The 23,782-nt window shown below is 62.5% G+C and carries 29 protein-coding genes and 2 tRNA genes; 14 read left to right on the top strand and 17 right to left on the bottom strand.

Features of this window, described 5'->3' with window-relative positions:
• Positions 1-68: 68 nt before the first annotated feature.
• From G6P99_RS22720 to G6P99_RS22710, 3 genes are all read left to right on the top strand, one after another.
• Complete coding sequence (locus tag G6P99_RS22720) at positions 69-986, top strand: tyrosine-type recombinase/integrase (RefSeq protein ID WP_165123467.1); 918 nt, start codon at positions 69-71, stop codon at positions 984-986.
• Between the two features lie 277 nt (positions 987-1,263).
• Positions 1,264-1,614, top strand: coding sequence for a hypothetical protein (locus tag G6P99_RS22715; protein WP_165123465.1), 351 nt, complete (start codon positions 1,264-1,266; stop codon positions 1,612-1,614).
• A gap of 258 nt (positions 1,615-1,872) precedes the next feature.
• Complete coding sequence (locus G6P99_RS22710; protein WP_334262119.1) at positions 1,873-2,757, top strand: AbiJ-NTD4 domain-containing protein; 885 nt, start codon at positions 1,873-1,875, stop codon at positions 2,755-2,757.
• A gap of 5 nt (positions 2,758-2,762) precedes the next feature.
• Here the strand turns inward: G6P99_RS22710 and G6P99_RS22705 are convergent, their stop codons facing one another.
• The 5 genes from G6P99_RS22705 to G6P99_RS22685 all read right to left on the bottom strand — a co-directional run bounded on the left by G6P99_RS22705 (position 2,763) and on the right by G6P99_RS22685 (position 6,079).
• Positions 2,763-3,401: an ImmA/IrrE family metallo-endopeptidase gene (locus tag G6P99_RS22705; protein WP_165123461.1), complete on the bottom strand. Its 639-nt coding sequence runs from the start codon at positions 3,399-3,401 to the stop codon at positions 2,763-2,765.
• A 181-nt stretch (positions 3,402-3,582) separates the two neighbouring features.
• Positions 3,583-3,659, bottom strand: a tRNA-Pro gene (locus tag G6P99_RS22700).
• A gap of 120 nt (positions 3,660-3,779) precedes the next feature.
• Positions 3,780-4,259, bottom strand: a complete 480-nt coding sequence (locus G6P99_RS22695; protein WP_029083321.1) for a DUF192 domain-containing protein — start codon at positions 4,257-4,259, stop codon at positions 3,780-3,782.
• A 181-nt stretch (positions 4,260-4,440) separates the two neighbouring features.
• Positions 4,441-5,106 (bottom strand): cold-shock protein, encoded by a 666-nt coding sequence (locus tag G6P99_RS22690; protein WP_029083322.1) that lies wholly within the window; start codon positions 5,104-5,106, stop codon positions 4,441-4,443.
• Positions 5,107-5,317: 211 nt separating this feature from the next.
• Entirely contained in the window at positions 5,318-6,079 is a 762-nt protein-coding gene (locus tag G6P99_RS22685) for an SIR2 family NAD-dependent protein deacylase (protein WP_165128953.1), read from the bottom strand.
• Between the two features lie 286 nt (positions 6,080-6,365).
• Between G6P99_RS22685 and G6P99_RS22680 the strand changes: the two genes are divergently transcribed.
• Complete coding sequence (locus G6P99_RS22680) at positions 6,366-6,527, top strand: hypothetical protein (RefSeq protein WP_165123459.1); 162 nt, start codon at positions 6,366-6,368, stop codon at positions 6,525-6,527.
• Positions 6,528-6,672: 145 nt separating this feature from the next.
• On the opposite strand, the gene G6P99_RS22675 is transcribed toward G6P99_RS22680, so the two are convergent.
• The 3 genes from G6P99_RS22675 to G6P99_RS22665 form a co-directional block, all read right to left on the bottom strand.
• Positions 6,673-6,948 carry a hypothetical protein gene (locus G6P99_RS22675; protein WP_029083324.1) on the bottom strand — a complete coding sequence of 92 codons (276 nt, stop codon included), beginning with the start codon at positions 6,946-6,948 and terminating at the stop codon, positions 6,673-6,675.
• A gap of 313 nt (positions 6,949-7,261) precedes the next feature.
• Positions 7,262-7,447, bottom strand: a complete 186-nt coding sequence (locus tag G6P99_RS22670; RefSeq protein ID WP_035977618.1) for a hypothetical protein — start codon at positions 7,445-7,447, stop codon at positions 7,262-7,264.
• 244 nt (positions 7,448-7,691) lie between these two features.
• The gene (locus tag G6P99_RS22665) at positions 7,692-8,039 is read right to left on the bottom strand and encodes a GrlR family regulatory protein (protein ID WP_029083326.1); all 348 of its coding nucleotides are present in this window, start codon (positions 8,037-8,039) and stop codon (positions 7,692-7,694) included.
• 166 nt (positions 8,040-8,205) lie between these two features.
• Here G6P99_RS22665 and G6P99_RS22660 point away from each other — a divergent pair, with 166 nt between their 5' ends.
• The 3 genes from G6P99_RS22660 to G6P99_RS22650 all read left to right on the top strand — a co-directional run bounded on the left by G6P99_RS22660 (position 8,206) and on the right by G6P99_RS22650 (position 10,708).
• Positions 8,206-8,379, top strand: a complete 174-nt coding sequence (locus G6P99_RS22660; RefSeq protein ID WP_156928798.1) for a hypothetical protein — start codon at positions 8,206-8,208, stop codon at positions 8,377-8,379.
• Positions 8,380-9,245: 866 nt separating this feature from the next.
• Entirely contained in the window at positions 9,246-9,698 is a 453-nt protein-coding gene (locus tag G6P99_RS22655; protein WP_029083328.1) for a VOC family protein, read from the top strand.
• A gap of 368 nt (positions 9,699-10,066) precedes the next feature.
• Entirely contained in the window at positions 10,067-10,708 is a 642-nt protein-coding gene (locus tag G6P99_RS22650) for a glutathione S-transferase family protein (protein ID WP_029083329.1), read from the top strand.
• A gap of 12 nt (positions 10,709-10,720) precedes the next feature.
• On the opposite strand, the gene G6P99_RS22645 is transcribed toward G6P99_RS22650, so the two are convergent.
• The 4 genes from G6P99_RS22645 to G6P99_RS22630 form a co-directional block, all read right to left on the bottom strand.
• Positions 10,721-10,966: a hypothetical protein gene (locus tag G6P99_RS22645; protein WP_029083330.1), complete on the bottom strand. Its 246-nt coding sequence runs from the start codon at positions 10,964-10,966 to the stop codon at positions 10,721-10,723.
• Between the two features lie 31 nt (positions 10,967-10,997).
• Positions 10,998-11,255 (bottom strand): PilZ domain-containing protein, encoded by a 258-nt coding sequence (locus G6P99_RS22640; protein WP_029083331.1) that lies wholly within the window; start codon positions 11,253-11,255, stop codon positions 10,998-11,000.
• 168 nt (positions 11,256-11,423) lie between these two features.
• Positions 11,424-11,498: transfer RNA gene (locus G6P99_RS22635), tRNA-Glu, on the bottom strand.
• Between the two features lie 377 nt (positions 11,499-11,875).
• The gene (locus G6P99_RS22630; RefSeq protein WP_156928799.1) at positions 11,876-12,223 is read right to left on the bottom strand and encodes a hypothetical protein; all 348 of its coding nucleotides are present in this window, start codon (positions 12,221-12,223) and stop codon (positions 11,876-11,878) included.
• 163 nt (positions 12,224-12,386) lie between these two features.
• On the opposite strand from G6P99_RS22630, the gene G6P99_RS22625 reads away from it, so the two are divergent.
• Positions 12,387-13,619 carry a Zn-dependent hydrolase gene (locus G6P99_RS22625; RefSeq protein WP_165123457.1) on the top strand — a complete coding sequence of 411 codons (1,233 nt, stop codon included), beginning with the start codon at positions 12,387-12,389 and terminating at the stop codon, positions 13,617-13,619.
• Between the two features lie 28 nt (positions 13,620-13,647).
• Here G6P99_RS22625 and G6P99_RS22620 read toward each other — a convergent pair whose 3' ends face one another.
• On the bottom strand, positions 13,648-14,532 hold the full coding sequence (locus G6P99_RS22620; protein ID WP_245284806.1) for a sulfite exporter TauE/SafE family protein: 885 nt from the start codon (positions 14,530-14,532) through the stop codon (positions 13,648-13,650).
• Positions 14,533-15,206: 674 nt separating this feature from the next.
• Here G6P99_RS22620 and G6P99_RS22615 point away from each other — a divergent pair.
• The 5 genes from G6P99_RS22615 to G6P99_RS22595 all read left to right on the top strand — a co-directional run bounded on the left by G6P99_RS22615 (position 15,207) and on the right by G6P99_RS22595 (position 19,914).
• The gene (locus G6P99_RS22615) at positions 15,207-16,244 is read left to right on the top strand and encodes a PrsW family glutamic-type intramembrane protease (protein WP_029083334.1); all 1,038 of its coding nucleotides are present in this window, start codon (positions 15,207-15,209) and stop codon (positions 16,242-16,244) included.
• Between the two features lie 50 nt (positions 16,245-16,294).
• Positions 16,295-16,867 (top strand): HdeD family acid-resistance protein, encoded by a 573-nt coding sequence (locus G6P99_RS22610; protein ID WP_165123455.1) that lies wholly within the window; start codon positions 16,295-16,297, stop codon positions 16,865-16,867.
• A gap of 239 nt (positions 16,868-17,106) precedes the next feature.
• The gene (locus G6P99_RS22605; RefSeq protein WP_165123453.1) at positions 17,107-18,192 is read left to right on the top strand and encodes a 3-deoxy-7-phosphoheptulonate synthase; all 1,086 of its coding nucleotides are present in this window, start codon (positions 17,107-17,109) and stop codon (positions 18,190-18,192) included.
• 194 nt (positions 18,193-18,386) lie between these two features.
• Positions 18,387-18,983, top strand: a complete 597-nt coding sequence (locus G6P99_RS22600) for a TetR/AcrR family transcriptional regulator (RefSeq protein WP_029083337.1) — start codon at positions 18,387-18,389, stop codon at positions 18,981-18,983.
• Between the two features lie 70 nt (positions 18,984-19,053).
• Positions 19,054-19,914, top strand: a complete 861-nt coding sequence (locus tag G6P99_RS22595; protein ID WP_029083338.1) for a DMT family transporter — start codon at positions 19,054-19,056, stop codon at positions 19,912-19,914.
• Between the two features lie 113 nt (positions 19,915-20,027).
• Here the strand turns inward: G6P99_RS22595 and G6P99_RS22590 are convergent, their stop codons facing one another.
• The 4 genes from G6P99_RS22590 to epmA are packed head-to-tail and all read right to left on the bottom strand — an operon-like array spanning position 20,028 to position 22,680.
• Complete coding sequence (locus G6P99_RS22590) at positions 20,028-20,273, bottom strand: hypothetical protein (protein ID WP_246709598.1); 246 nt, start codon at positions 20,271-20,273, stop codon at positions 20,028-20,030.
• A 46-nt stretch (positions 20,274-20,319) separates the two neighbouring features.
• The gene (locus tag G6P99_RS22585; RefSeq protein WP_245284807.1) at positions 20,320-20,571 is read right to left on the bottom strand and encodes a hypothetical protein; all 252 of its coding nucleotides are present in this window, start codon (positions 20,569-20,571) and stop codon (positions 20,320-20,322) included.
• Positions 20,540-21,631 carry a lysine-2,3-aminomutase-like protein gene (locus G6P99_RS22580; RefSeq protein ID WP_029083341.1) on the bottom strand — a complete coding sequence of 364 codons (1,092 nt, stop codon included), beginning with the start codon at positions 21,629-21,631 and terminating at the stop codon, positions 20,540-20,542. The genes G6P99_RS22585 and G6P99_RS22580 overlap by 32 nt, the downstream gene beginning before the upstream one ends.
• Positions 21,628-22,680: an EF-P lysine aminoacylase EpmA gene (epmA, locus tag G6P99_RS22575; protein ID WP_165123451.1), complete on the bottom strand. Its 1,053-nt coding sequence runs from the start codon at positions 22,678-22,680 to the stop codon at positions 21,628-21,630. Before epmA ends, G6P99_RS22580 begins: the two co-directional genes overlap by 4 nt.
• A 243-nt stretch (positions 22,681-22,923) precedes the next feature.
• Here epmA and G6P99_RS22570 point away from each other — a divergent pair, with 243 nt between their 5' ends.
• Positions 22,924-23,649 (top strand): hypothetical protein, encoded by a 726-nt coding sequence (locus tag G6P99_RS22570; RefSeq protein WP_165123449.1) that lies wholly within the window; start codon positions 22,924-22,926, stop codon positions 23,647-23,649.
• The last annotated feature ends 133 nt before the right edge of the window (positions 23,650-23,782 follow it).

The following is a 23,782-nucleotide window of genomic DNA, read 5'->3' as shown; positions in this document are numbered from 1 at the left end:
CCAACGGAAACGATCCGTTCAGCGACGCAACCGGCACAAGGCTAGCTGTCACTTCCAAAAAACAATACATGTTCGCGTGGCGGCGCTTTCTTGGGTTTCTTTCGATTGCGGATCAATCAGCGTTGGGGTTGCCCGCCGGCGAGCGGCTAACCAAGGCCCGGGTCCGGTCATTCTCCGATCATCTCGCCAAGACCAATATACCCCGCTCGGTTGCGATCCAGGTGGACGCGCTCTACAAAGCCGCTCGCGTCATGATGCCTGAGTTGGACCTGTCGTGGTTTAGATCAATGAAGGCGCGGCTACATTCGGCGGCTCCGCTCAAACGCGCGAGCGGCCCAGTTGTCACCAGCCTGCAAATCCTCCAGGTCGGACAGCGGCTAATGGAGGACCACGATCCCAAAACGGAATATTCGCTCACTCTCGCACAGGCAATCCGCTACCGCGACGGCCTACTGATTTCATTGCTCGCGTTTTTGCCGCTCCGCCGAAAGAACCTCGCGGCGCTCGAAATCGATCGTCACCTCATAAAGGAAGGCAACAGTCGATTTGTTTACATCCCGGCCGCGGAAACCAAGACATGCACGCCAATCGAGTTCGCAGTCCCCGAGCTCTTGCTGCCGTATCTCGACGTTTATCTCGCGACAGTTCGCCCACGACTCTTGAACGACCCTGAATGCCAAGCTCTCTGGGTCAGCCCGCGTGGCGGAGCATTGCGCGACGGCGCAATCGGAGAAATTGTGTCCCGACACACGACTGCAATATTGGGAATCCGCCTCACACCGCACGATACGCGCGACGCGGCGGCGACTACGTGGGCGCTGGCCGCGCCTACTCAGATTGGAATTTCTCGAGATTTGCTTTCGCACAGTGACCTTCGCACGACGGAGAAGCACTACAATCGTGCCAACGGCGTGCAGGCAAGCAGGAGCTTGGCGAAAATATTGCAAATTGCGAAACGCCGGGGTGGTCGGCATTGCGTCGGATAATGCGGCTCCGCGCCCGAGCGCGTTAGCGCACGATGGCCGCTCTATAAACAAATGAGAAGACAGAGGAGAGTAAGCCTTTCGCCGTTGCATAGGACCTGGTGTGGTTCACGACCGCCGTGGTCCAGACGCGAGCCCACCGAGTGCTGACCGCGACCGGCTAGACACTCTTCCATGGACATCGGGACAGGGATAAACCCCTGTCCCGTTCAGCGAAGCTATTTCATCCGAGGAGCACTTTGAAACGGCAGTAGCCGTTCTCACCGATATATATTTCAAGATGAAAGACAAGGCGAAGCCTCACGTCCAATCACTCGCAACGCAGATGATCCGCCGAATGTGCATCGGCGCGATGAGCGCTAACGAACTGTTCCGGGGTCACGAGGCGAAGCGCCTTCCGATATTAGACTCGACTTCAATAGCAATCTTGAGCCGGGCACTCATCGAGGCCGGTATCATGTACTGGTATTTGATGGAAGACGTGAGCGAAGAGGAATGGACGTTCCGTCTCCAAGTGATAAAGATTCACGACTCCGCAGCACGTGTAAGATTTTTGAAGGGACTATTGCTGGAAGACGAGCAGACAAGGAACGCGCAACGCTTGCGGACCTTCGGGCTAATCTCAGAGTGATGCCTGGGCTTCATAAACATGGACGAAAACGTCCGCGTTCGACTAAACGCCGGAGAGCTCGTTTACGTGAATGGAAGCCGGACTTTGCAGATCACTTCGTGAGCACATTAGGAGAGCGAATTCTCTTGGCTCTTTAGTTCGATCATCGCGAGGTAATCGCCGTCCCGCCAGCCGCGCGGGACGGTTTCCATTTTGCTGATCAATCGCTATTTTGACCTTTGGTCGCCACCGTTGATTCTGTTTAGACTAGGTGGACCAATGCACCCGGGACTTGTTGCAGAAATGGCCGACGACTTAGCAAAACGCAAGACACTCACGTTCGAGCAGGCCGAAGGACTCGCGCCTCTGCCTCAGCAGCTTCAATTACGCGAAGTATCCCAAGAGTTATGGAACAAGGTGTATAATGATCTGAAGGAAAGTACAGACAGCACTGACTACGGTACTCCGTATTTGGACACTCCGTGGTCCACAATCCTGAGAGACGAGCACGTCTACCGCAAGCATCGAATGGTCGACGGGTTTGTTAACAATGCAAAAGTGCTAGTCCAGCAAACACGGCAGACATTCGAAGCAGGCAACTACGCCGACGTGTTTGGCTGGCTGGAATTCGTGATCAGGCACCCATCCTGCCCCCATAAATTCGCGGAGAGTATCGAGAATATCCTGCGTAATTGCAGGGCTGCTTATCGCGTCGTAGATCGAACGGTGATTTGCCCCATAGGTTCAGACACCGAACATGCAACCATTGAAAAGTCGTTTGCCGATCTGGCGGCGACGCAGTTCAACGGCGCTCGCAAACACTTGCGTGACGCCGCTTCGCAACTGACAGCGGGGAATTACGCTGATAGCGTGAGGGAAAGCATCCATGCGGTCGAGGCTGTAGCCAGAACGCTGGAGCCATCCGCGAACGTGCTGTCCAAGGCACTGGCAAGGCTTGAACAAAAGATTTCTATACATCCTGCCATGAAGAAGGGTTTTGAATCTTTGTACGCTTATACCAGCGACGAAGGTGGAATACGCCACGCACTGCTAGACGACGCAGCAAACGTCGATGAGACCGACGCGCTGTTTATGTTCGGCTCATGCGCAGCATTCGTTTCCTATCTTCTCAACAAGGCGCGATCAAATGGGCTGATCAACTAACCCCGTCAGTTATCGTCGTCGTCCAGCTTGGTTTGAATGGGAATACCGCTGTCGCGCGCTTTGCGCAGGAATTCTTTGGTCCATTGGGGTAGAGGCCGCAGCTCACCCTTTCGGCGGCGCCTCACCCTATCGACCTCGTCCTTACGCATGATCGCAGCTGGCAGGCTCATTCCGAAGCGCGCTGCAATTTCCTCAGCCGTAGCGGCATCAGGGATGAGATGCTCAGGCGCCATCAGAATAACGGCGAGCCGCGATGCCTCCGCCTCCTCATGCTTGACGTGAGCCGCAGAGTATTGCCGCACCTTAGAATCAACGATGCGGTTACGAAATCCTTGGTGACCCAGCACGTAGTGCGATAGCTCGTGAAACACCACGAACCGAGAATGAGTGTCCCCCCGGTTCATGCCGACGAAGATGCTCTCGCGCATCCGCAACTCGGATTTGTCCGAATTCCAGTCGCCTTCCGAGTCGGGCATCTCTTTGTCCGGCACACGGCGGTAATTGAACTTGTGATTGCCGTGCTTCACCTTCGCGAAGATCGTCATCACGTCTGGGTTAGGTTGCCCGTCCAGCCCCAAGCGAGCCAAAAACTCGCGGCCGATCGCTTCAAGGGTTTCGTCCGTCTTATAGACAAATGTCGCCAAGGCCGTCCTCCGTGGGAACCCCATATCTCGTGGCTCACCCTCGAAGCAGCACAATATCATGAATTGCCTAAAATGCAGAGTCACCACCGTTTTCGTGGCGACCCGGTGGCGAACCAACGAACTGGGGCTGAGTGGAAGCTAGGAGCGATCCAATAATTATCAGAAAACTCAACTAGATAGATGGTCGGGGCAGCTGGATTCGAACCAACGACCTGCAGTACCCAAAACTGCCGCGCTACCAGGCTGCGCTATACCCCGACATTTCCGAGAAGCCCCGTGGATACACGCTTCAGACAGCGCCAGCAAGGCGCCGATGCGGGGCTTGTTGCAGCGAAATCGGCACCGGTTTCGGGCCGGAAATCACGTAGTAACAGAGAGCTAGCGACCGCCGAACAGCGGATGGGCGACCCGGTCGCCGGGCTGGATGCCGTATTTCTGCGCGGTGCCCCCGATCACTTCGAGGACGCCCTTGGCGAGCCCCCGCGACGGGATGATCTTGGTCGACAGCGGCTCGGTATTTTCGGCGATCCGCAGGATGCGCCCGTCGGCGCGGATGAAGATCATGTCGAGCGAGATGTAGGTGTTCTTCATCCACATCGACACCTCCTGCTCCGGCGAGAAGTCGAACAGCATGCCTTTGCCGTCCGCGAGCTCCTTGCGGTACATCAGGCCGGTCTCCTTCTCCTGCTCGGTGGTCGCCATTTCGACCGCGAAGACGTGCACCCCTGACTTGGTGACGATCTCAAGCGGCTGGACGCTTGCAGCCTGCGCGGCCGGAGCCAAGAGCGCTCCGAACATGACGACGAGGCCGGCCAGCAGCAACGGGCGAAGCCGCCCTACAACACAATCGAAATTCATCGACAAATACCCGCACCGAGAAGATTTTCCGGCGGACCCTAACCCGATGATTGCGGCAAATGCCAGAGCCCAAGAGGCTCGGCGGCGGCTCACGTTTCCGTCAGGGCGTCCGGCAGGGGGAGGCTTCTTGTCTTAAGCATGATCTTTTCGGAAAACCGCTTCGCACTTTTCCGGATCATGCTTAGTGCGACGACAGCGCCGACGGGCCGGTCTCCGGGTGGATCTCGGCGGCCATCATGCCCTTGGAGCCCGGCCCGAACCGCACCAGCACATACTGGCCGGGTCGCAGCTCGGTCATGCCGAAGCGGCGCAGCGTCTCCATGTGCACGAAGATGTCGGGCGTGCCCTCGCCGCAGGTCACGAAGCCGAAGCCGCGCAGCCGGTTAAACCACTTGACCTGCGCGCGCTCGAGCCCGCTGGTCGCGGTCACCGTGACATGGGTTCGCGGCGGCAGCATCTGCGCCGGATGGATCGCGGTCGACTCGTCCATCGAGACGATGCGGAAGGCTTGGTAGCCCTTGGCGCGCTGTACGCATTCAACGATCAGGCGTGCCCCCTCATAGGCGGTCTGATAGCCGTCGCGGCGCAACACCGTCACATGCAGCAGGATGTCGGGCCAGCCATTGTCGGGAACGATGAAGCCGTATCCCTTCGAGGCGTCGAACCATTTGATGACGCCGGAGACTTCGACGAGGTTGGCCGCGGCGTCGCCGAGACCGGAGAAGGCGTCCATCGCCGGATCGCGCGGCGCGTTGCCGCCATACTCGCCTTGTCCAATTCTACTTTGCCCAACTCCGCCTATCGGCGGCCCGCCGAGCTTCTTGGACTCAAATCCGTCCGACCCCATGACCCCGGACCCCACACATCAAATGCAAATCGCCGTCGTTGCGGCGCACCCTGTACACGCTGCTCTCCAAGACCAACTCACTTGGACACTCATCTGGACGCTGCGCGAATCTCTCAATCAAAAGATAACACTCCCGGTTGCCGGGCATAGCTAAAAATTGATTCTTGCGGGAACTATGAACAGCCTTGCACAGCCGCGAATCAATCGGGCATCAATTGCCTACGAAAGGACCAAGCGTGTCGCCGATGTCGTGGCGGATCACCAGGTCGGCGATGTCGTCCTGATCGGTCGGCTCGTTGTTGATGATCACGAGCCGCGCGCCGCTCTCCTTCGCCATCATCGGAAAGCCTGCGGCGGGCCACACCACCAGCGACGATCCGATCGCCAGGAACAGATCGCATTGCCGAGAGAGTTCCGCCGCGCGGCGCATCGCATCCTCGGGCATCGATTGCCCGAACGAGATCGTCGCGGTCTTCACCGGATCGCCGCAGTCCGCGCAGTCGGGCGCACACCCGGTCTTGTCGAAGTGCAGCTTCACCCACGAGAGGTCGTAGTCCTTGCCGCAACCGATGCAGCGGGCGTAGGTCGTATTGCCGTGCAGCTCGATGACGTCGTCGGCCTTGAAGCCTGATGTCTGATGCAGATTGTCGATGTTCTGCGTGATGATGCCGGGAACCTTGCCGGCCCGGTAGAGCGACGCAAGCGCGCGATGCCCGCGACCGGGCTTTGCTGCGGCAAATGTCGGTTCCATCGCGAAGCGGCGGCGCCATGACTCGTCGCGCGCTTCCTGGCTGGCGACGAACTCGTCGAACGGGATCGGCCGGTTGCGGGTCCACAACCCGCCCGGCGAACGGAAGTCCGGAATGCCGCACTCGGTGGAGATGCCCGCCCCGGTGAAGGGCACGATCGATGATGCCTCGGCAATCATGTTGCCGAGTTGCTCGACGCCGCTGCGCAGGTCTTTTGCAATCACTTCTTCTGCAATCATTATTTTTTGCAATCACTGGGAACGATCAGGTTGGCCGGCCGCGACTATAGCATGGTCGAAGCGATTGCGAGCTCAACCAGGACGTGAGCGATCGGCGTCAGGCCGCAGCGATGCCGGCTGCGTTGGCGACCTGCTCCGCCGGCGCATCAGTTTCGTCGTTCTCCAGCTGCCTTGGCTTCATCACAATCCTGCAAAGCCTGCTCCGCATTGACGCCCAATTCACTGATGCCAATGCGCGGCGGGGATAGGACCACGACGAAGAGGATGGGTAATGACCGATCAGGAAGACACCGTCGCGCGCGAGCGCGAGGAGATCGTCGCACGCGTTGCCAGCTTCCGGGCGACCCAGCAGAAGTTCGAGCGCGATCGCGAGGAATATTACGACAACACGCTCGGCAATGTCTGGAGCGGATTTCAGCGCAAGAGCGCTTGATCGCAGGAGCGCGCTTGATGTCGCGCGTAAGCGAGCGCGCTCAATTCCGATGTTGGGAAGCTGCACAAGATGCGCGCGCTGGCGCGATCACATCTTGAGGCGCAAAGGAGAAAGCCCGGAGCGGTGTGCTCCGGGCTGATCGCCGTTACCAATAATGGCGGTAGTAATGGTGCCGGTAGTACGGACCGCGATAATAGGCGTAGCCGGGATCGCCGTAGTAGCCGTAACGCGGGCCATAATAATCGCCGGGCCCATAATAGTGTGGGCCGTACGCATACGCGCCGGCCGCGCCCGCGGCGAGCGCACCGGCGGCTAAACCAAAGGCCAGGCCCGGACCGATACCGCGCGCCTGCGCCGGCGCACTGACCATCGTCGCGCCAACGGCCGCAACCGTCGCCAAAACTGCCAATGCCTTTTTCATCGCAACCTCCTCACGTAGGTTCGGAGGCTAACGTCGGCCCGATGGGATGGTTGCAAAAGGGTTGAGTTCCGCGGCGCGTTCCGGTTCCGCAGCCATGCGATTGCGCAAAGCTACCATCGGTTAGCGCGGGAACAAAAACACAACCTCAAAGATTATCTTTGGTGGTGAAAGAGGTTGGCATCGATGCCAGTGTGGATGGAACTGCTGCTGAATGTGCTGGGCTTCGCCGGCTTCATCGGCATCGCGATGTATCACAAGCATCCGAACGGGAAATCGCCGGATTGAACGCCGGCGGCATTGGAGTTCGCCAGTCCTAGTTTGACTTGCGTGGCTCTCCCGCGGTCCGGACCAGCCGGTCCGCCTTCACCAGCACCTTGCCATTGTCCGGCTGCGGCCGGAGCCAGAAGCTGATCACGACAAACGCCGAACAGAACAGCAAGCCCACCACCATCACTCGCCGGTGGGTCGCTCGGTCAGCGCTGTGGAACGATGGCATCATGGCTGTCACCTGCAGCCATCCTTGATGCAATCCTAGATCGTGACAACTCGATGCTGCCCTTAACCTAACCAGGTAGGGTTAGCGGTGGCCCGGTATGGTCTCCGACGACGCCCCCTCGCCGGCCGTCTGCGCTGATCCACAGCGATATCCCGCCCTTGTCCGCAGCAAATCCACAGCCTCGGCAGGCGCATTTGCCCAACAAGATGCGTATCTTGCTGCGCACTCGTCCACAGGCTCGCGGCGATCATGCATCCGCCAGCCATTTCAGCGTTGCCTGGAAGCTCATGCTGCGGGTTCCAACCAGCGCGGTCCCGAACACCTCGGCCTCGTCACCGCTGAACGTGCCGGAGAAGCCGCTCGTCACCTCCTGCCCGGCGAACAGTGGCCGGACGAACGGATCGGAAAAGGGGGTATGCTGGTTGGTGCTGAGATAGCCCTTCCACGTTCCCTCGCCGACCGTATAGGCCCCGATCGACCAGTAGTGCGGCCCGCCGCCGATCAGCAGACCGTCGCGCAGGATAAGGACGCTGCTGTCGCGGCCCTGCACGCCGTCAGTCATGTGGAGATGGACCGAATAGAGCCCGTTCTTCATCGATCATGCCATGTTCCGAAAGGCCCACATTATGGCCCCAACCGGCGCCGCAGGCGAGCGGGCCGGCCGGTTCCGCCACCGATTCGCGCCCAAAAGGGCCCGGTCCGGGCGCTCACAAATCGTTAAGAAAGCCCTGACAAGGTTCGTCAGCCGGAGGGAGAGAGCCATGCTGGTTTACCCCGTGCCTGCCGAAGTGACGCAAGCCAGAGTGCAGCTCGTCGTCGACCAGACAGCGAAGGCGCAGCCGCGCGTCATCAGCGAGGATGTGCTTGACGTCTTCGCCGCCAAGAACCAGGCCGTTCGCGACGCCGTCGAGACCATCCTCGACATCAAGGTGTGAGACCGGCGATCGGCGCCGGGGTTGCACGTGAGATGTAGGCGACGCGCACCCGCGCAGATTGCACCCCTGCGTTTGGAAGCCCGCGCGAAATCCTCCTAACGGGTTTTTCTTTTGAACCTTCGGCGCAATTCGAAGACAAACCGGCACTGGGGATTTCAGGGCCCAGTGTCTGGCACAGCGCTGTGGGACGAAAATACTCCGTCTACGCGGCGCTGTTGCATTTTACAAATTCAACCTTAAGTTTGCTCCCCAACAGTTGACGGCTCACGCCCTGAGAGATCCCCAATCCGTCAGCTGGGAAAGCCCCGCATCCAGCCTGCGGGGCTTTCCATTTTTTGGGATGGGGGAACCTTCCGCCGCGCGCACCGTAATGTGTCCGGTTGCCGGCACGATCTCCGCAAGGCCGGTCGGCATCAGACCTCGCAAGCCCGCTCGCGGGGTTTTTCTTTTTAGAGGACGTCCAACCTCGCGCGTCCTTGATTGGCCGTGATGAGCGTTTGGTGAGATAGAGGCCGCGCCTCCAAGGCTCGACCACGAAAGCCCCGTTCCGGCCTCGCTGCCGGGCGGGGCTTTCTCGTATCTCGTCCTGTGCAAGCGTGTCGCTGTGCCAGTCGTTCGTGTCGACCGCATTCTGAGCAACCGCATCCGCGCGCTCTATCACCAGGCTGAGTGACCGCATGGTCTCTCGACGGAGAGTGCGATCACCGCCACGCGTTGAGAGCTCGCGAACGCGTGAGAATGCGAGGGACCTGAGGGGTCGGCAAAAGTCGTGCAAGCCCCTGCCCCGCGCCGCATTTTGCTGCTATTTCTTGCCCCCGTCTCACCCGAGACCAAACAAAATCGCTGAATCCTCAGGAGGATAAAAAATGCGTTATCTGCACACCATGCTGCGCGTTCGCAATCTCGACGTCGCGATGAAGTTCTATCAGGACGCGCTGGGGTTGAAGGAAGTGCGCCGCATCGACAACGACAAGGGCCGCTTCACGCTGGTGTTTCTCTGCGCGGAGGAGGATCTCCATCTGCTCAAGTCGCTGCCGCAAAGCCGCGGCGCGCCGCTGGTCGAGCTCACCTACAATTGGGACGAGGAGAAGTACGGCGAGGACCGGCATTTCGGCCATCTCGCCTACGAGGTCGACGACATCTACGCGACCTGCGAGAAGCTGATGAAGATGGGCGTCACCGTCAACCGGCCGCCGCGCGACGGCAACATGGCGTTCGTCCGTTCGCCCGACCTGCACTCGATCGAGATCCTGCAGAAGGGCGAGCCGAAGGCGCCGGCCGAGCCGTGGGCCTCGATGCCGAACACCGGGCACTGGTAAACGCCCCGCTTGCGTGCCCGTTCCCGATCCGCGTTTGACCCGTGGCCAACGCGGAGCAAACGATAGGAACATGGCGCGAGCCCTGACGTTGCCTCCCCATATGGCGAATGCGAGGAGGCGACGAGATGGGAAAAGGTGTTTTGCTTTGGCTGTTGGGTGTGCCGATCCCGGTGATCATAGTGCTGTGGTTGCTGTTCGGTCACTGACTGCGTCTTGATGCGCAACGCGTATGAACGAGGCTCTGCCGCGATGCGGCGGAGCCTCTTTTTTTGTGTTCTTTTTTGCTCTCGGTACAAATCATCCCGCGCATTTCCGGATCGATTCCGCTAAGAACGCGCGCAAAGCACAACAGCGGGAAGAAACGCGTGATGGACAGCAAGCCGCAACTGACGATCTGGGGCCGGGCCAATTCGGTCAATGTGCAGAAGGTGCTGTGGTGCCTCGCCGAGCTCGACCTTCCATATCAGCGCATCGATGCCGGCATGCAGTTCGGCAAGAACGATCAGCCTGATTATCTCGCGATGAATCCGAATGGCCGCGTCCCGACCATGGTCGACGGCGACTATGTGCTGTGGGAATCCAATTCGGTGATGCGCTATCTCTGCATGGCCTATGGCCAGAGTTCGCCGCTCTATCCGCAATCGCCGAAGGCGCGCGCCCCCGTCGACCGCTGGCTCGACTGGACGCTGTCGACGCTGCAGCCGGTCGACCGCCCGGTGTTCTGGGGACTGGTGCGCACGCCGCCGGAGAAGCGCGACATGGTTCAGATCCAGAAGGACGCCGATGCCGAAGGCGTGGTATGGCGCGTGGTCGAGGCGCAGCTTGCAGCCCGCCGCTTCGTCGAGGGCGATCAGTTCACGATCGCCGACATCGCGCTCGGCGCCTTTGCGCGGCGCTGGTTCGGTGTCGAGGGCGTCACCAAGCCGAAGCTGCCCAATCTCGAACGCTGGTTCGGCGAGATCGCACAGCGGCCGGCCTTTGTGCGCGTCGTCGCGCCGCCGATGTCGTGAGCTGCAAGCCGCTTAGCGTCCGCTGGACATCCCGGCCCCGACACTGACGGCGCCACCGAGCTTCACACAGGTGTCGGAGCCCTCGACCTTGACGAAGCCCGGTCCGTACGAGGCGCAAGGATTGCTCCTCGTCGCGGATTTCGACGGCAAGGTCTTGCCGGCGTCGGGGGGCGTCTGAAAATTCCGGCGGTCGCCGGCTTGCGCAAACGCAGCGGCGGGAAGCAGGACGGCGACGATGGCGAAGCAGATCTTGCGCATCCGGCCTTTTATCGCGCGGCGCCCAATGAGGCTAGCGCACGAATTTGACGCCGAACGTCTTGCCCTTGCGCCAGACCACCTCGCAGGCACGCCCGGTGCGGGCATCCCGCGCAAACGCCAGCCGCAGCTTGGCCGGCAGCGTGTTGTTGTCCTGGACAGTGATCTTTGCACCCGTCGAGGAGATGTCCTCGACCATGCAGGGACGCGCGGCGAATCCGCCGTCGAGCGTGATCCAGCCGGATTGCCGCAGCGATTTGCGCGTTTCGCGCTTCTTGGACCCTAATGCCATTCCATCATCCCAGGCTCACGCCTAGCGCCGCTGGCTTTACAAAGGGTTGCGAAATCGCGGCGGATTGCAGCGATCGGGGCGTTGTGCACATCTGCCCGAGCCGGCGCGGCAAAGCTGTCCGCCCGAAGACAATCCGTTGAATTTGCGGGATTTCCGATTTGGCGCCGATGGCGCTCCCTAGCGGAATCGAACCGCTCTCTCCACCGTGAAAGGGTGGCGTCCTAACCGATAGACGAAGGGAGCAAAACTCCCGGCAAATCAATACGTTAGACGTGAGACATGCCAGATTGGCCGCTACCGGCGAACGGCTGCGACGGGCGAACGTATAGTGGCGATTGGGCGAACGGGCAAGCGTTGAGAATGCTTTTCCCGGATCCCCGCCCACGGGGTCACTGGCACGACAATCCGGCCTCGATTGAGGTCCAGAAGCCGCAATGCGACGGCACATGCGCGTGGGCCCGCGAACCGCCCACATGAATCAGGATCGCGGCGGCGAGCGCGACGACAGCGGCGGGAACAACGAATCTTCGGAACGACATGGCCCTGCGCTTCGAACCTCATCGTGGCCTAACTAAGGCCCGCGGGCATGCTCGACCGTTGGGAACTGCGGGCGCCGATTGCTAGTGGTTGGTTGCGCTTGCGACGTCCTGGCGATCGTTCGCTTGCGCCACCGGCGTCGGCTTGATGCAGGTGCTGCAGATCACGAGCTTGCGCGCCAGCCGTGCGTCCGCATCCGCTTCCGAGGTCTGCGCATCCGGCGTCTCCGCGACGGCCGGTGACGCACTGCGGGCATGGCGCCGCGATTGCGGGAGATTGGGGTCCTGTCCGGCACCGTCCCAGGCCAGCGGCCCGGTCCCCGCCGACGGTGTGGTCATGCTGTATTGCTGCGAATATTGCGCGCAGGCGCCGAGCGCGATCGGAAGAAACAGCACAGCGGCCTTGCGAGCCCAGTTCCGGAATGCAGACATCATCACACTCACACGCTATTCGTACTGTCGTACTGCGACCTAAGAGCAGAACCGCTAAGAAATCGTTTGCCCTGATTGTTCCGTCGCATCCAACCGCGACGGCATCAAGACGGGATTGAGGCGCCAACGCGTAAGATCAAGACGCAAATCCGGAGTCCAACTCATGCCAGGCATCAACGGTCGCTTCGACGGCAAGCGCGTGCTCGCCGATCTCAATGCGTTGCGCGCGATCGGCGCCTACAAGACCGGCGTGCACAAGCCGACATTCTCGGAACCGCATCTGCGCTCACTGGACTGGCTCGCCGGACATTTGCCCGACGCTGGTCTCACCGCAACGATCGACGGCATCGGCAATGTGCTCGGCAGCAGCGCGAAGGCGGGACCGAAACTGCTCGCCGGCTCGCATCTCGAGAGCCAGAACCACGCCGGCTGGCTCGATGGGCCGCTGGGTGTGATCTATGCGCTGGAAGCCGCGCGCGTCATCAACACCGATCCCGGCACGAACGGCGCAGTCGAAGTCGCGGCGTGGTGCGACGAGGAAGGCCATTTCGGCAGTTTCCTCGGTAGCCGGTCCTTCGCCGGCGCCGTGACCGAAGCCGACATCGATGCGGCGCGCGACCGCTCCAGCGATCGCACGATGCGACAGGCGCTGCGCGATGCGGGCTTTGCCGGCCGCCCGCGCCTCAACGCCGAACCGCGCCGCCACATCGGCTATCTCGAGGCCCATATCGAGCAAGGCGACACGCTGGAAAGCAGCGGGCTCAAGATCGGCGTCGTCACCTCGATTGTCGGCATCTGGCAGTATCGCATCAGCTTCACCGGCGCGCAGAACCATGCCGGCACCACGCGGATGGCGGTGCGCAAGGATGCCGGCCTGGCGCTGGCGCGGTTCTGCGTCGCGATCGACGACAGATTCCCTGCTTTGTGCGGACCGCGCACGGTGTGGACCACCGGCCGCATCACGCTGGACCCGGGCGCACCGAGCATCATCCCCGGCGGCGCCGAGATGCTGTTCCAGATCCGCGACGACAATCCCGAGGTGATCGCGCGTCTCGAGGCGCACCTGCATCGCCTGGCGGCCGAGGCCACTGCGCAGGGCCGCTGCGCCGTGAAGGTCGAGCGCATCCGCACCGGCGTGCCTGCGATGATGACGCCTGCCTTCCAGGATACGATCGAGGCCGCGAGCGCAGCCTGCGCCGGCGGCAAATCGATCCGGATGCCGAGCGGCGCCGGCCATGACGCCCAGGTCATCGCTACCATCATGCCAGCGGCGATGCTGTTCGTGCCGTCGATCGGCGGCATCAGCCATCACTGGAGCGAGAACACCGACGATGCCGACATCGTCACCGGCGCCGAGGTGTTCGTCGAAACCTGCCGGCGCCTGCTGGCAGGTTAGCCGACGCCGTCCCACGGCATTGTCGCCATCAGGTCGGACCGCCCTGGTTGCCCGATCTCAGCGAAGCCAACGCGTGCGAGCCCTGCGCGGTCCCTTTCCGCGCGGTGAAGAAGACGTACAACAAGCAGACGTCGATCAGGATCGTGCCGGCCATGACGCTGTAGGCCCACGGGCTTTCCATCAGCTTCACTTCGATCAACACACGCGACAGGCCGAATCCCACGACCCACGCATCAAAGCTCATGCAGATCCGGCGAAACGTCTCGGCATCCAGCCGCCGGATGAGATAGGCACCGAGCGGTATGCCGACGACAACGCAGGGAACTAGCACGAACAGGATGCTCCGGCTCTCCTCGATGAACAGACCGAGCTTGTAGTATGCGATCGCAGTCAAGCTCGACTCCGTCACCCGAACCAGCGCGAGACCGGCCCGAAACTCATCTTTGACGAGGCCCTGATTGTTGAAAAGGATCGCCAGCGGCGGTCCCGAGATGGTCGTGACCGAGTACAGGACTCCGAGCGCCGCGCCAAAGGGCAAACCGACGAGCCATTTCGACTGCATCGGCTTCCGCCAACCGGCCGCCTGCAGCAAGATAAGCGGCAGAATGATCGAGTAGGTGGCGAATTTGATCCAGCCGGGCTGCAGCGACGTCAGGGCGAAGGCTCCGACTGCGATGCCGGGCAGCATGCCGATGAGAATAGGCAGCACGCGCCGCCACACGGCCGGAACGCCGCTCAGATTGATGCACAGAACATACAGGTTGACGAAGACTTCGACGATGACAACCGCAGGATTGAGAACGCGGTTGGTGTAGAAGACCAGCGCGACCGGCACGGTGAGAGAGGAAAACCCGTAACCAAGCGCACCGTTCACAAAGGCCGCAAACAGAGCAATCACGGCAAGAACGATCACCGCAGAATCAATCGAAGGCATCTTTGGCTTCTACCGGATCAGTCGCTTTGCCCGCGGCATTATAGCGCAACGAAAGGCATGCGGTGCCAAAACTTGCGGCGGTTGTGCTTTGCGAAGGACCGGTGCTCGCCGTGACGGCGGATCGCGCACCATTCGCCAAGCGAAAAGGCCGACGCATCGTCTGCCTGACCGAGATGCGACTTGCGCCCGCGAGAGACCATCGGCGCCGCCACGTGGCGCTCCGCCGCGCGCCGTGAAATTCGCCGCGATCTGCGGATCGGTGATGTCGCCATGTCGTGGGCCACCTTGTCGGTGCGCCCCCCAACCTCACAGCGATACGCCGTGCGGCTCGCGACATTCAGGCGAAACCGGTTGGCCCCGCAAGTCGCCATCCCCATCATGGTTCGGGGCGCCGAAGCTCTGCGTCTGGACCGCCGCATGGGGCGCCGTCGGGAACCCGCCCGGCGGCCGGTAGCCGCCCTCTGCTTTGAGCTGACCGAGATCCCACTACGCGACGCTTCCGCCGCGCTTTCACAGGCACCGTGGCATTTTGGACACGAGAACGGCGTCTGTCGAACCGATTCTCCCCATCGCTCGATTTGCAATCCGCTGAACTTGCTGCCATTTCTTCCGGACGCATCGCTTTGGTGCCATCAAAGGGGCCCGTCCGGCTCATGTTGTTGCTTGAGTCGCTTCCAACGGTAATCGGCGCCGCCGCCATTGCCCCCGCATTGCTTGTGTTGTGGCTTGTCATCGCCGCCGACGAGCGCCCCGGACCGCCGGTGAAGGTGTGGCTCGCCTTCGTGCTCGGCGCGGCCAGCATCTCGCTGCTCGGCCTGGCGCGAATTCCCTTCAATGCGCTGCTCGCCATTCCCGACAATCCCTGGGCGACCCAGGCGGTGCGCGCGGCATTCGGCGTCGCGGCGCCGGAGGAGATCGTCAAGGTTCTCGTCATCGTCGCGATCTCGACGCGGCGCCGCGCATTCGCCGATCCGATGGATACGGTGGTTTACGGCGCGGCCGCCGGTCTCGGCTTCGCCGCCTATGAGAACCTCGCCTATCTGGTCCAGCACAAGGACATGTGGCGCGCGCTTGCGGCGTTGCGCAGCGTGCTCACCGTGCCGTTCCACGGCGCGCTTGGCATCATCGCCGGCGCCTATCTCGCGATCGCTCGCTCGGGCGGCGCGCTCGGCGCCTACCGCGGCCACCGCGACTGGGCGCGCATCACGAACTGGGCGCTGGTGCTGGTCGCGCCGGTCGCGCTGCACGCGGCGTTCGATTTTCCGCTGCTCGCGCTGCAGCGCATCCCCGATCTCGGCTCGACCACGCGGCTGCTGCTCGGTTCGGCCAGCGTGCTGATCGGCTTCTCCTCGATCGGTTTTGCGATCCGTCTGGTGCGCCGCCTCGGCAAGCATCATGCGCCGCGTACCGACGTTGCGCGCGAGCGGCTCAGCCAGCTGCGGCGGATGTGGGCGCTGCTATTGATCGGCGGCGGCACCGGCTTTGCCGGCGTCTGCTTCCTGCTCACCTCGCTGCATCACTGGTACGTCAATCCCGAGCGCAACGCGTCGTTCATCCTGGTCCCGATCGGCTTCACCTCGATCCTGATCGGGCTGGCGCTGTTGATTGCGACCACTGCCGTCTACCTGTTCGGCCGCAACCGGATGCGGACCGCCGCGGAGGGCTTTCCGTCAGCGCCAAGCCAGGGCTAGGATACGCCGCACGCGCGCAAACGTCTCGTTCGCAGATTTGGAGAGCCGCGATGACCCTGTCCAACGACCTCGACAAGCTGCGATCGCAGATGCAGGCCGCGGTCAAGCAACACTGGAAGGCGTTCCTGTTCGAAGGCATCCTGCTCGCGATCCTCGGCATCGCGGCGATGATCGTGCCGGCCTTCGCGAGCCTCGCCGTCACCATCTTCCTGGGCTGGATGTTCCTGATCTCAGGCATCGGCGGGCTGATCGTGACGTTCTGGGCGCGCAACATGCCGGGCTTCTGGTGGTCGCTGATTTCAGCCGCGCTCGCCGTGCTGGCCGGGATGGTGCTGCTCGCCCGTCCGATGCAGGGCGTGCTGACGCTGACCATTGTCATCGGCGCCTATTTCGTCGCCGAGGGCGTCGCCACGATCATGTACGCGCTGGAGCACCGCCGCGAATTGTCAGGACGCTGGTCCTGGCTCTTGATCGCGGGGCTGATGGACATCGTGATCGCCTTCTTCATCATCGCGGGCCTGCCAGGCTCGGCGGAATGGGCGATCGGCCTCCTGGTCGGCCTCAATCTGATGTTCGGCGGGGCGACCCTGATAGGTATGGCGTTGGCGGCGCGCAACACCTGACGCCGAACCGGCTGCCCCCGCGGATTTGGGGGGTGACAGGCAGAAATCCCTGCGCTATAGACCCGCCCCATGATCACCGTCGCCACCAGCTATTTTTGGTACTTTAGCTACGACAGCTCGCTGGCGGCAGGAGGATCGCGCTCAATCTGAAGAATTGCAGCAAACGTCCGAAACAAGCCGCCAGACCTGGCGGCTTTTTTTATGCGCCGGCAGGTCCCAAAAATCCAAAGGAGCCAGCCGTGTTGAGTACGACAGACGATCTTCGCATCAAGGAATTGAAAGAGCTCAATACGCCCGCAGAGGTGATGCGGGAAGTTCCGCGCACCCTGACCGCGACACGCGTCGTGATGGGCGCCCGCAACGCCATCCACGCGATCCTCAACGGCACCGATGACCGCCTGCTGGTCGTCGTCGGCCCCTGCTCCATTCACGATCCCGCGGCGGCCGTCGATTACGCCGAGCGTCTCGCCAGCCTGCGCGAACAGCTCGCCGACCGCCTCGAGATCGTGATGCGGGTCTATTTCGAGAAGCCGCGCACCACCGTCGGCTGGAAGGGCCTGATCAACGACCCCGATCTCGACAACAGCTTCGACATCAACAAGGGCCTGCGCCTTGCCCGCAGCGTGCTGTCGGCCGTGAACAATCTCGGCCTGCCGGCCGGCACCGAATTCCTCGACATGACGACGCCGCAATACATCGCCGATTTGGTCTCCTGGGCGGCGATCGGCGCGCGCACCACCGAGAGCCAGATCCATCGCGAGCTGGCTTCCGGCCTGTCCTGCCCGGTAGGCTTCAAGAACAGCACCGACGGTGGTGTGCGGATCGCGGCGGACGCGGTGAAGTCGGCCTCGCACCCGCATCACTTCATGGCGGTCACCAAGGGCGGCCGCTCGGCCATCGCCGCTACCAGCGGCAATGAGGACTGCCACGTCATCCTGCGCGGCGGCCGGGTGCCGAACTATGATGCCGCAAGCGTCGATGCCGCCGCGGCCGAGCTCGGCCACGCCGGTGTCGCAGCACGCCTGATGATCGACACCAGCCACGCCAACAGCAGCAAGAAGCCGGAGAACCAGCCGTTGGTCGCCGCCGGCATCGCACAGCAGGTCGCAAGCGGCGAGCAGCGCATCGTCGGCGTGATGATCGAGAGCAATCTCGTCGCCGGACGCCAGGACGTCGTGCCGGGCAAGGCGCTGACCTACGGTCAGAGCATCACGGACGGCTGCGTCGATCTGGCAACGACCGCCGATGTGCTGAAGCAACTGGCCGACGCCGTCGACGCGAGGCGCAACGTGCGGCGTGACGGCCTTAAGGAGCGTTCGGCCTGACGCCGCCGAACCGATTGAGGGCTGCCGGCGGGACGCAATGTTGCGTTCCGCCGGTCTCCCGCGGACCCGTCAGGGCCAAGCGGACATCAACCAGCCGACAACCCCGTTGAAGCGGTCAAATATACTCTCGAAGCGGTCTCTTGCGATTTAAAGACCAATCGGTCTATATATTGGCGATGAGCCGCCAACCCCCAATGCAGTTGCCCCGTGGCCGCCCCCGAAGTTTCGACGTGGACGCCGCGGTCGAACGCGCGATGGGTGTGTTCTGGTCGCGCGGCTATCACGCCACCGCGCTGCCGGACCTGCTTCGTGCGACGAAGCTCTCGCGTGGCAGCCTTTACGCCGCTTTCGGCGACAAGCACTCGCTGTTCCTGCGGGCGCTTGATCGCTACATCGCCGATGCCGTGAAACGGATGGATATCGAACTCGCCCCCAGCAGAGAGCCGGTCGACGGCCTGCGGGCCTACCTTGCCGGCTACGTCGACCGCACCAGCGGTGCCAATGGCCGGCGCGGATGCCTGCTGGTGGCCACAGCCATGGAACTGGCCGGCCAGGATGCTGAAATTGGCCGTCGCGTTGCGGGCTTCTTCAAAGTCATGGAGGCCAGGGTGGCGGATGCACTTTCCCGCGCAAAGGCAGCGGGCAAGCTGGCCGATGGAGTGGAGCCTTCAAGTGCCGCCCGAATTCTCGTCTGTTTCGTCGAGGGGCTACGGGTGGTCGGCAAAACGGCGCCGGCACGGATCGCATCGCAAGCCACCGCTGACGCCCTTCTCGACCGTTTCATCAGGTAAGCACCCCATGGACACTCCGGCTGTGAGCACGCCAAAATCTGGACCGAACGGTCTTGAAAGAAAAGATGCCATGTCGTCCATTCAGATGGTCTGCGCAGTGGCCGTTCCCTTGCTCTGGGGTTATCAGTTCGTGGCCATCAAGGTGGGAGTTGCGGAGTTTCCGCCGCTGTTCTTCCTCGCGCTGCGCTTCCTGGCAATCGCGCTGCTGCTTGTTCCGTTCGTCAAAAGACCCACGCGCCAACAGTTCGGCCCTGTCGCCGCGATCTCTCTTTTCCTTGGCGGACTGAACTTCGGGCTGTTCTATGTTGGCCTTGGGCTCGGCTCGGGAAGCCTGTCGGCCGTCGCCTATCAACTCGCGACGCCCTTCACGGTCCTGCTGGCCTGGCCGCTGCTCGCTGAGAGGCCGTCGCTCATCACATCAGCCGGAGTGGTACTCGCATTCGCCGGCGTCGTCGTGCTGGCAGCGGAGCCTGGCCTGTCGGCAAACCCGCTTCCGCTGTTGCTTGTGGTTGGCGCAGCCTTCGCATTCGCCGTATCCAACGTCTTGACGAAACGCTATGGCCCTTTCGATCCCCTGATGTTGATGGGGTGGTCGTCGCTGCTCACGGTGCCGCAGGTCATGGCGATGTCGCTGCTGCTCGAATACGGACAGCTGGCGAGCCTTGTCACGGCGGACGGGCGCGGTTGGCTGGCACTCGCCTACACAATTTTCATCGGCGGAATTATCGGGTTTGGCCTCTGGTTCTGGCTGATCGCCCGTTGCTCCATGGGCCGCGTCGCACCATTCGGCCTGCTGCTTCCGGTGTTCGCCTTGATTTCGAGCGTGCTGTTCCTTGGCGACCGCATGACGCCAAAGTTGATTGTCGGTGGACTGCTCGCGATCTCCGGCGTCGCCATGACCCAAGCAAGACCACGCGCTCGACCAGTTTGAACCCGGAAGTCACGCCGCGGCGACTTCCAGCCTGGTGCATCGCGTCATTTGCTACGTCAGCGCAAACGTGACCGCTATCGAAGCGCAGCGGGCACGGTCGATGAGCACGCGCTCTAGCAACCGCGGCAGATGTTCTTGATCTTCTTGTCGAGCGCCGCGTCTTCCTTGTTCGCCGCGCTGTTCGGATCGCTCAGATTCTTCTCATTGGGAGTGTCACTGCGGCGTGGCTGACGATGTCCGATCGGCGCCTCCGGCAGCGGCGCGCTCTTCTGCATGGAGGACGATCCGCCCTGCTGCTGCGCCCAAGCCTGGGGTGCGCCGATCTGGGGCGCCCCAAGGGCAACCATCATCAGAGCCATCACCAAAACTGTCTTCCGCATCTCGCGTCTCCGCTGCTTCTCAACCCTATCGCGCCCGTTCCGGCGCCTCGACGGTAGCACAATTGCGTCGTCCCTGCGCTGCGCAATCCTGCACCTTCCGTATATCGGCCATTGTGCCAAGGAGCCAGATTCCTGCGGCGACGAGCACTGCAAAGAAGCCGAACATCACAGCATTTTCGATGCTGCGGTTGCCCTCCTCCTCGGGCGGCTCCTGCCGTCCGTCCCCGGCCCCGCTCATGACAGGCTCACGATTGCGGCGGATAAAGATGAACGTCACCGCAATAATCGACGATACGGTAGCGCCGTTCCGCGGAATCTTCACGTTCGCGCGAAGCCGACTGCGACAAATAGGCCGGGCCGATCGGCGCCTTGCCATGGCCGCCGGGGATGTCGAGCACGTAGTCCGGCTGACACAGTCCGGAGACACGGCCGCGCAAGGCACGCATCAGCTCCTGCCCCGCTTCGATCGTGGTGCGCAGATGCGCAGTGCCGGGCGCAAGGTCGCCATGATGCAGATAATACGGCTTGATGCGGCATTCGACGAAGGCGCGCATCAGCGCCTCGAGGGTCGCGGCATCGTCGTTGACCCCGCGCAGCAGGACCGACTGGCTGACCAGCGGGATGCCGGCATCGGCAAGGCGGGCGCACGCCGCGCGGGCATTGACACCCAGTTCACGCGGATGGTTGGCGTGAACAGCAATCCAGGTCGTCGCCCCCTCGACCCGCAGCGCCGCGATCATGTCGGAATTGATGCGGCCGGGATCGGCGATCGGGACGCGGGTGTGGATGCGGATGATCTTCACATGATCGATGGCAGCGAGATCGGCCATGATATCGGTCACCCGGCGCGGCGCCAGCATCAGCGGATCGCCGCCGGTCAGGATGACTTCCCATATCTCCCGATGGCCCCGAATGTAATCCAGCGCCGCGCGATAGGCGTCGTCGGACAAGGCCGAGGCCTTTCCCGGCCCGACCATTTCGCGCCGGAAACAGAACCGGCAATAGACCGCGCAGACATGCACGAGCTTGAACAGAACCCGATCAGGATAACGATGCACGATCCCGGCAACCGGCGAATGCGCATCGTCGCCGATCGGATCGGCGTTCTCGCCCGGCTGCTCCATGAGCTCGTCGGCGCTCGGGATGAACTGCCGCGCGATCGGATCATTGGCGTCGGCCGGATCGATCAGCGCGACGAGCTCCGGCGTCACCGCGACCGCGTAGCGCGCGGCCACCTGCTCGAGCCCGGCAAGCGCATCGGCCGGCGCGAGGCCCGCATCGACCAGTTCGCGCGGCTGGCGCAGGGTCGCCGCCATCTTCGGATCGATCCTGTTCATGTCTCTCCTGCAGGCGGTGTCCAGACCACCTGATCAATTCGTGGCGCGCCGCTCGCCAACATCACCAGCCGGTCGAACCCGAGCGCAACCCCGCTGGCCTCCGGCATCTGGCCGACCGCGGCAAGGAAATCCTCGTCGAGCGGATAGCGCTCGCTGTAACGGCGGGCCTTCTCGTCCATATCAGCGGTGAAACGATGGCGCTGCTCGACCGCATCGGTCAGCTCGCCAAAGCCGTTGGCGAGCTCGACGCCGCAGGCATAGACCTCGAAGCGCTCGACGACGCGTGGTTCGCCAGCCTTGGTGCGCGCCAGCGCGGTCTCGGGCGACGGGTATTCAAACAGCACGGTCAGACGGCCCTGACCGAGATTGGGCTCGACGTGCTCGACCAGCAACTTGCTGAAGATATCCGACCAGGTGTCGTCGTCGGCGATCCGCACCCGCCCCTTCGCCGCCGACGCCAGCGCCTCGCGATCGCCCTTGCGGCCCGCAATCGTCGCAAGCAGATCGATGCCCGCGAAGCGCTCGAAGCCGGCCGCGACCGTCAGCAGCTCCGGCTCGGCAAACGGATCAGCCATCCTGCCGCGAAAGGAAAACCGCCCGATCCCGGTCGCCTGCGCCGCGTGGGCGATCACGACGATCGTGTCGGCCATGATGGCATCGTAGGGGGCATTGGCGCGGTACCATTCCAGCATGGTGAATTCCGGCAAATGCAGATCGCCGCGCTCGCGGTCGCGGAACACCCTCGCGAACTCGTAGATCTTGGGCTCGCCGGCCGCGAGCAGCTTCTTGCAGGCGAACTCCGGAGAGGTGCGCAGATAGCGCGTCGCATGCGAACCGTCGGCCTGCGTCAACTCGGTGCGCGGCGCGTGCAGATGCGTCTCGTTGCCCGGCGATATCTGCAGGATGGCGGTCTCGACCTCGGCGAATCCCTGCTCTTCGAACCAGGCGCGGAGCGCCCGCGTGATCGCGGTCCGCGCCTGCAGGAATGGCCGGCGGTCGGCATAGCGCTGCGGCGTCCACCACGGCGAGGTCTGGTCATGACCGGTCATTGCCGGTGCCCTCCGGATCTCATGGATTCCACATCAACAAGCCGCCGCCTCCACTTAAGAATCGGGAACAAGTGACTGATTTCAAATGACTTCATGCTCCAAACGGCCTTGATCTCCGCGCCACCCGGCAAAGCTGATCCCTTCATGTCGAAAGACGCCCGCCTTGTCCATGTTCGCGATCCACTGAACCTGAACACCGGTTCGCGCGTCCCACCGCCAGTTGCGCGGAAACAGGATGCACCCATGATCGGCTGGTTGCGAAGTGCTGGACTGCTGCTGTTGCTCGGCTTTGCCTCGGCGACGCCGGCGATGGCCGACAGCCCGAGCAGCGAGTTCAAGCGGGTTGCGGACGCAAGCTTCACCTCGCCGGATCGAACGGTCCGCGTCGAGCAGTATTCAAAGGACATGGGCGATGAAGGTCTCCTGTTCCAGTTCTGGACCTTCGACCGTGCCCGCAAGCACGGCGCGCTGCTGAACCAGGGCGAAGGCACCGATGCGGCCGGCTATCAGGCCGGCTTCCGCTTCAGCCCGGACAGCCGCTGGCTGGTGCGGATGCAGAAGCTCGGCGCCGGCTACCACACCCTCTACCTCTACAAGCGGACCGGCGAACGGTTCGTGCCGGCGACCGAAAAGCCGCTTGGCGAGGCCGCCTGGGACTTCTTCTACACCCAGCCGGCCGCCGAAGGCGTGCGCCGCGACCCGGATGACCCCTATACGCTCGACCATATGCAGATCGGCCTGATCAAGGGTTTTGACGAGAACTACGCTTGGCTGGGCATGAAATGGCCCGACAGCCGCTACCTCGTGCTCGGCATGTCCTTCGACATCCAGGGCGAGCACCCCCCCTTCCCATGGGTCGAGGACTGGCGCTGCGTCTACGACCTGAAGACCGGGACATTTTCGGTTCCTGCAAGCTTTGCCGAGCACAACGCGAAGGCCCGCAAGATCCCCGGCAAGGACCAGCCATAACGGCCTGTTCCGGGCCGGTTTCAGCGGTTGGCAAACTGCCAAAATCGGCCGCAAAAGGCTGGCATCTCAGGGACAAATCAGTATGTTGCAGCCCGAAATCGCCGCCATGGCCGAGGGGCTGCCATCCGGTTTG

Origin of the sequence: Bradyrhizobium sp. 6(2017) (assembly GCF_011058295.2) — a bacterium.
GTDB classification, from domain to species: Bacteria; Pseudomonadota; Alphaproteobacteria; order Rhizobiales; family Xanthobacteraceae; genus Bradyrhizobium; species Bradyrhizobium septentrionale.
This window is presented reverse-complemented; position numbering and strand designations above follow the sequence as displayed.

Excerpts from the sequence above, each read along its gene's own strand:
- G6P99_RS22675 (WP_029083324.1), bottom strand. The coding sequence starts at position 6,948 with ATGAAAAAGGCATTGGCAGTTTTGGCGACGGTTGCGGCCGTTGGCGCG.
- G6P99_RS22655 (WP_029083328.1), top strand. The coding sequence starts at position 9,246 with ATGCGTTATCTGCACACCATGCTGCGCGTTCGCAATCTCGACGTCGCG.
- G6P99_RS22715 (WP_165123465.1), top strand. The coding sequence starts at position 1,264 with ATGAAAGACAAGGCGAAGCCTCACGTCCAATCACTCGCAACGCAGATG.
- G6P99_RS22625 (WP_165123457.1), top strand. The coding sequence starts at position 12,387 with ATGCCAGGCATCAACGGTCGCTTCGACGGCAAGCGCGTGCTCGCCGAT.
- G6P99_RS22600 (WP_029083337.1), top strand. The coding sequence starts at position 18,387 with ATGCAGTTGCCCCGTGGCCGCCCCCGAAGTTTCGACGTGGACGCCGCG.
- G6P99_RS22710 (WP_334262119.1), top strand. The coding sequence starts at position 1,873 with ATGCACCCGGGACTTGTTGCAGAAATGGCCGACGACTTAGCAAAACGC.
- G6P99_RS22580 (WP_029083341.1), bottom strand. The coding sequence starts at position 21,631 with ATGAACAGGATCGATCCGAAGATGGCGGCGACCCTGCGCCAGCCGCGC.
- G6P99_RS22695 (WP_029083321.1), bottom strand. The coding sequence starts at position 4,259 with ATGAATTTCGATTGTGTTGTAGGGCGGCTTCGCCCGTTGCTGCTGGCC.
- G6P99_RS22670 (WP_035977618.1), bottom strand. The coding sequence starts at position 7,447 with ATGATGCCATCGTTCCACAGCGCTGACCGAGCGACCCACCGGCGAGTG.
- G6P99_RS22690 (WP_029083322.1), bottom strand. The coding sequence starts at position 5,106 with ATGGGGTCGGACGGATTTGAGTCCAAGAAGCTCGGCGGGCCGCCGATA.
- G6P99_RS22615 (WP_029083334.1), top strand. The coding sequence starts at position 15,207 with ATGTTGTTGCTTGAGTCGCTTCCAACGGTAATCGGCGCCGCCGCCATT.
- G6P99_RS22665 (WP_029083326.1), bottom strand. The coding sequence starts at position 8,039 with ATGAAGAACGGGCTCTATTCGGTCCATCTCCACATGACTGACGGCGTG.
- G6P99_RS22570 (WP_165123449.1), top strand. The coding sequence starts at position 22,924 with ATGATCGGCTGGTTGCGAAGTGCTGGACTGCTGCTGTTGCTCGGCTTT.
- G6P99_RS22590 (WP_246709598.1), bottom strand. The coding sequence starts at position 20,273 with ATGGCTCTGATGATGGTTGCCCTTGGGGCGCCCCAGATCGGCGCACCC.
- epmA (WP_165123451.1), bottom strand. The coding sequence starts at position 22,680 with ATGACCGGTCATGACCAGACCTCGCCGTGGTGGACGCCGCAGCGCTAT.
- G6P99_RS22645 (WP_029083330.1), bottom strand. The coding sequence starts at position 10,966 with ATGCGCAAGATCTGCTTCGCCATCGTCGCCGTCCTGCTTCCCGCCGCT.
- G6P99_RS22610 (WP_165123455.1), top strand. The coding sequence starts at position 16,295 with ATGACCCTGTCCAACGACCTCGACAAGCTGCGATCGCAGATGCAGGCC.
- G6P99_RS22660 (WP_156928798.1), top strand. The coding sequence starts at position 8,206 with ATGCTGGTTTACCCCGTGCCTGCCGAAGTGACGCAAGCCAGAGTGCAG.
- G6P99_RS22680 (WP_165123459.1), top strand. The coding sequence starts at position 6,366 with ATGACCGATCAGGAAGACACCGTCGCGCGCGAGCGCGAGGAGATCGTC.
- G6P99_RS22720 (WP_165123467.1), top strand. The coding sequence starts at position 69 with ATGTTCGCGTGGCGGCGCTTTCTTGGGTTTCTTTCGATTGCGGATCAA.
- G6P99_RS22650 (WP_029083329.1), top strand. The coding sequence starts at position 10,067 with ATGGACAGCAAGCCGCAACTGACGATCTGGGGCCGGGCCAATTCGGTC.
- G6P99_RS22630 (WP_156928799.1), bottom strand. The coding sequence starts at position 12,223 with ATGTCTGCATTCCGGAACTGGGCTCGCAAGGCCGCTGTGCTGTTTCTT.
- G6P99_RS22640 (WP_029083331.1), bottom strand. The coding sequence starts at position 11,255 with ATGGCATTAGGGTCCAAGAAGCGCGAAACGCGCAAATCGCTGCGGCAA.
- G6P99_RS22595 (WP_029083338.1), top strand. The coding sequence starts at position 19,054 with ATGTCGTCCATTCAGATGGTCTGCGCAGTGGCCGTTCCCTTGCTCTGG.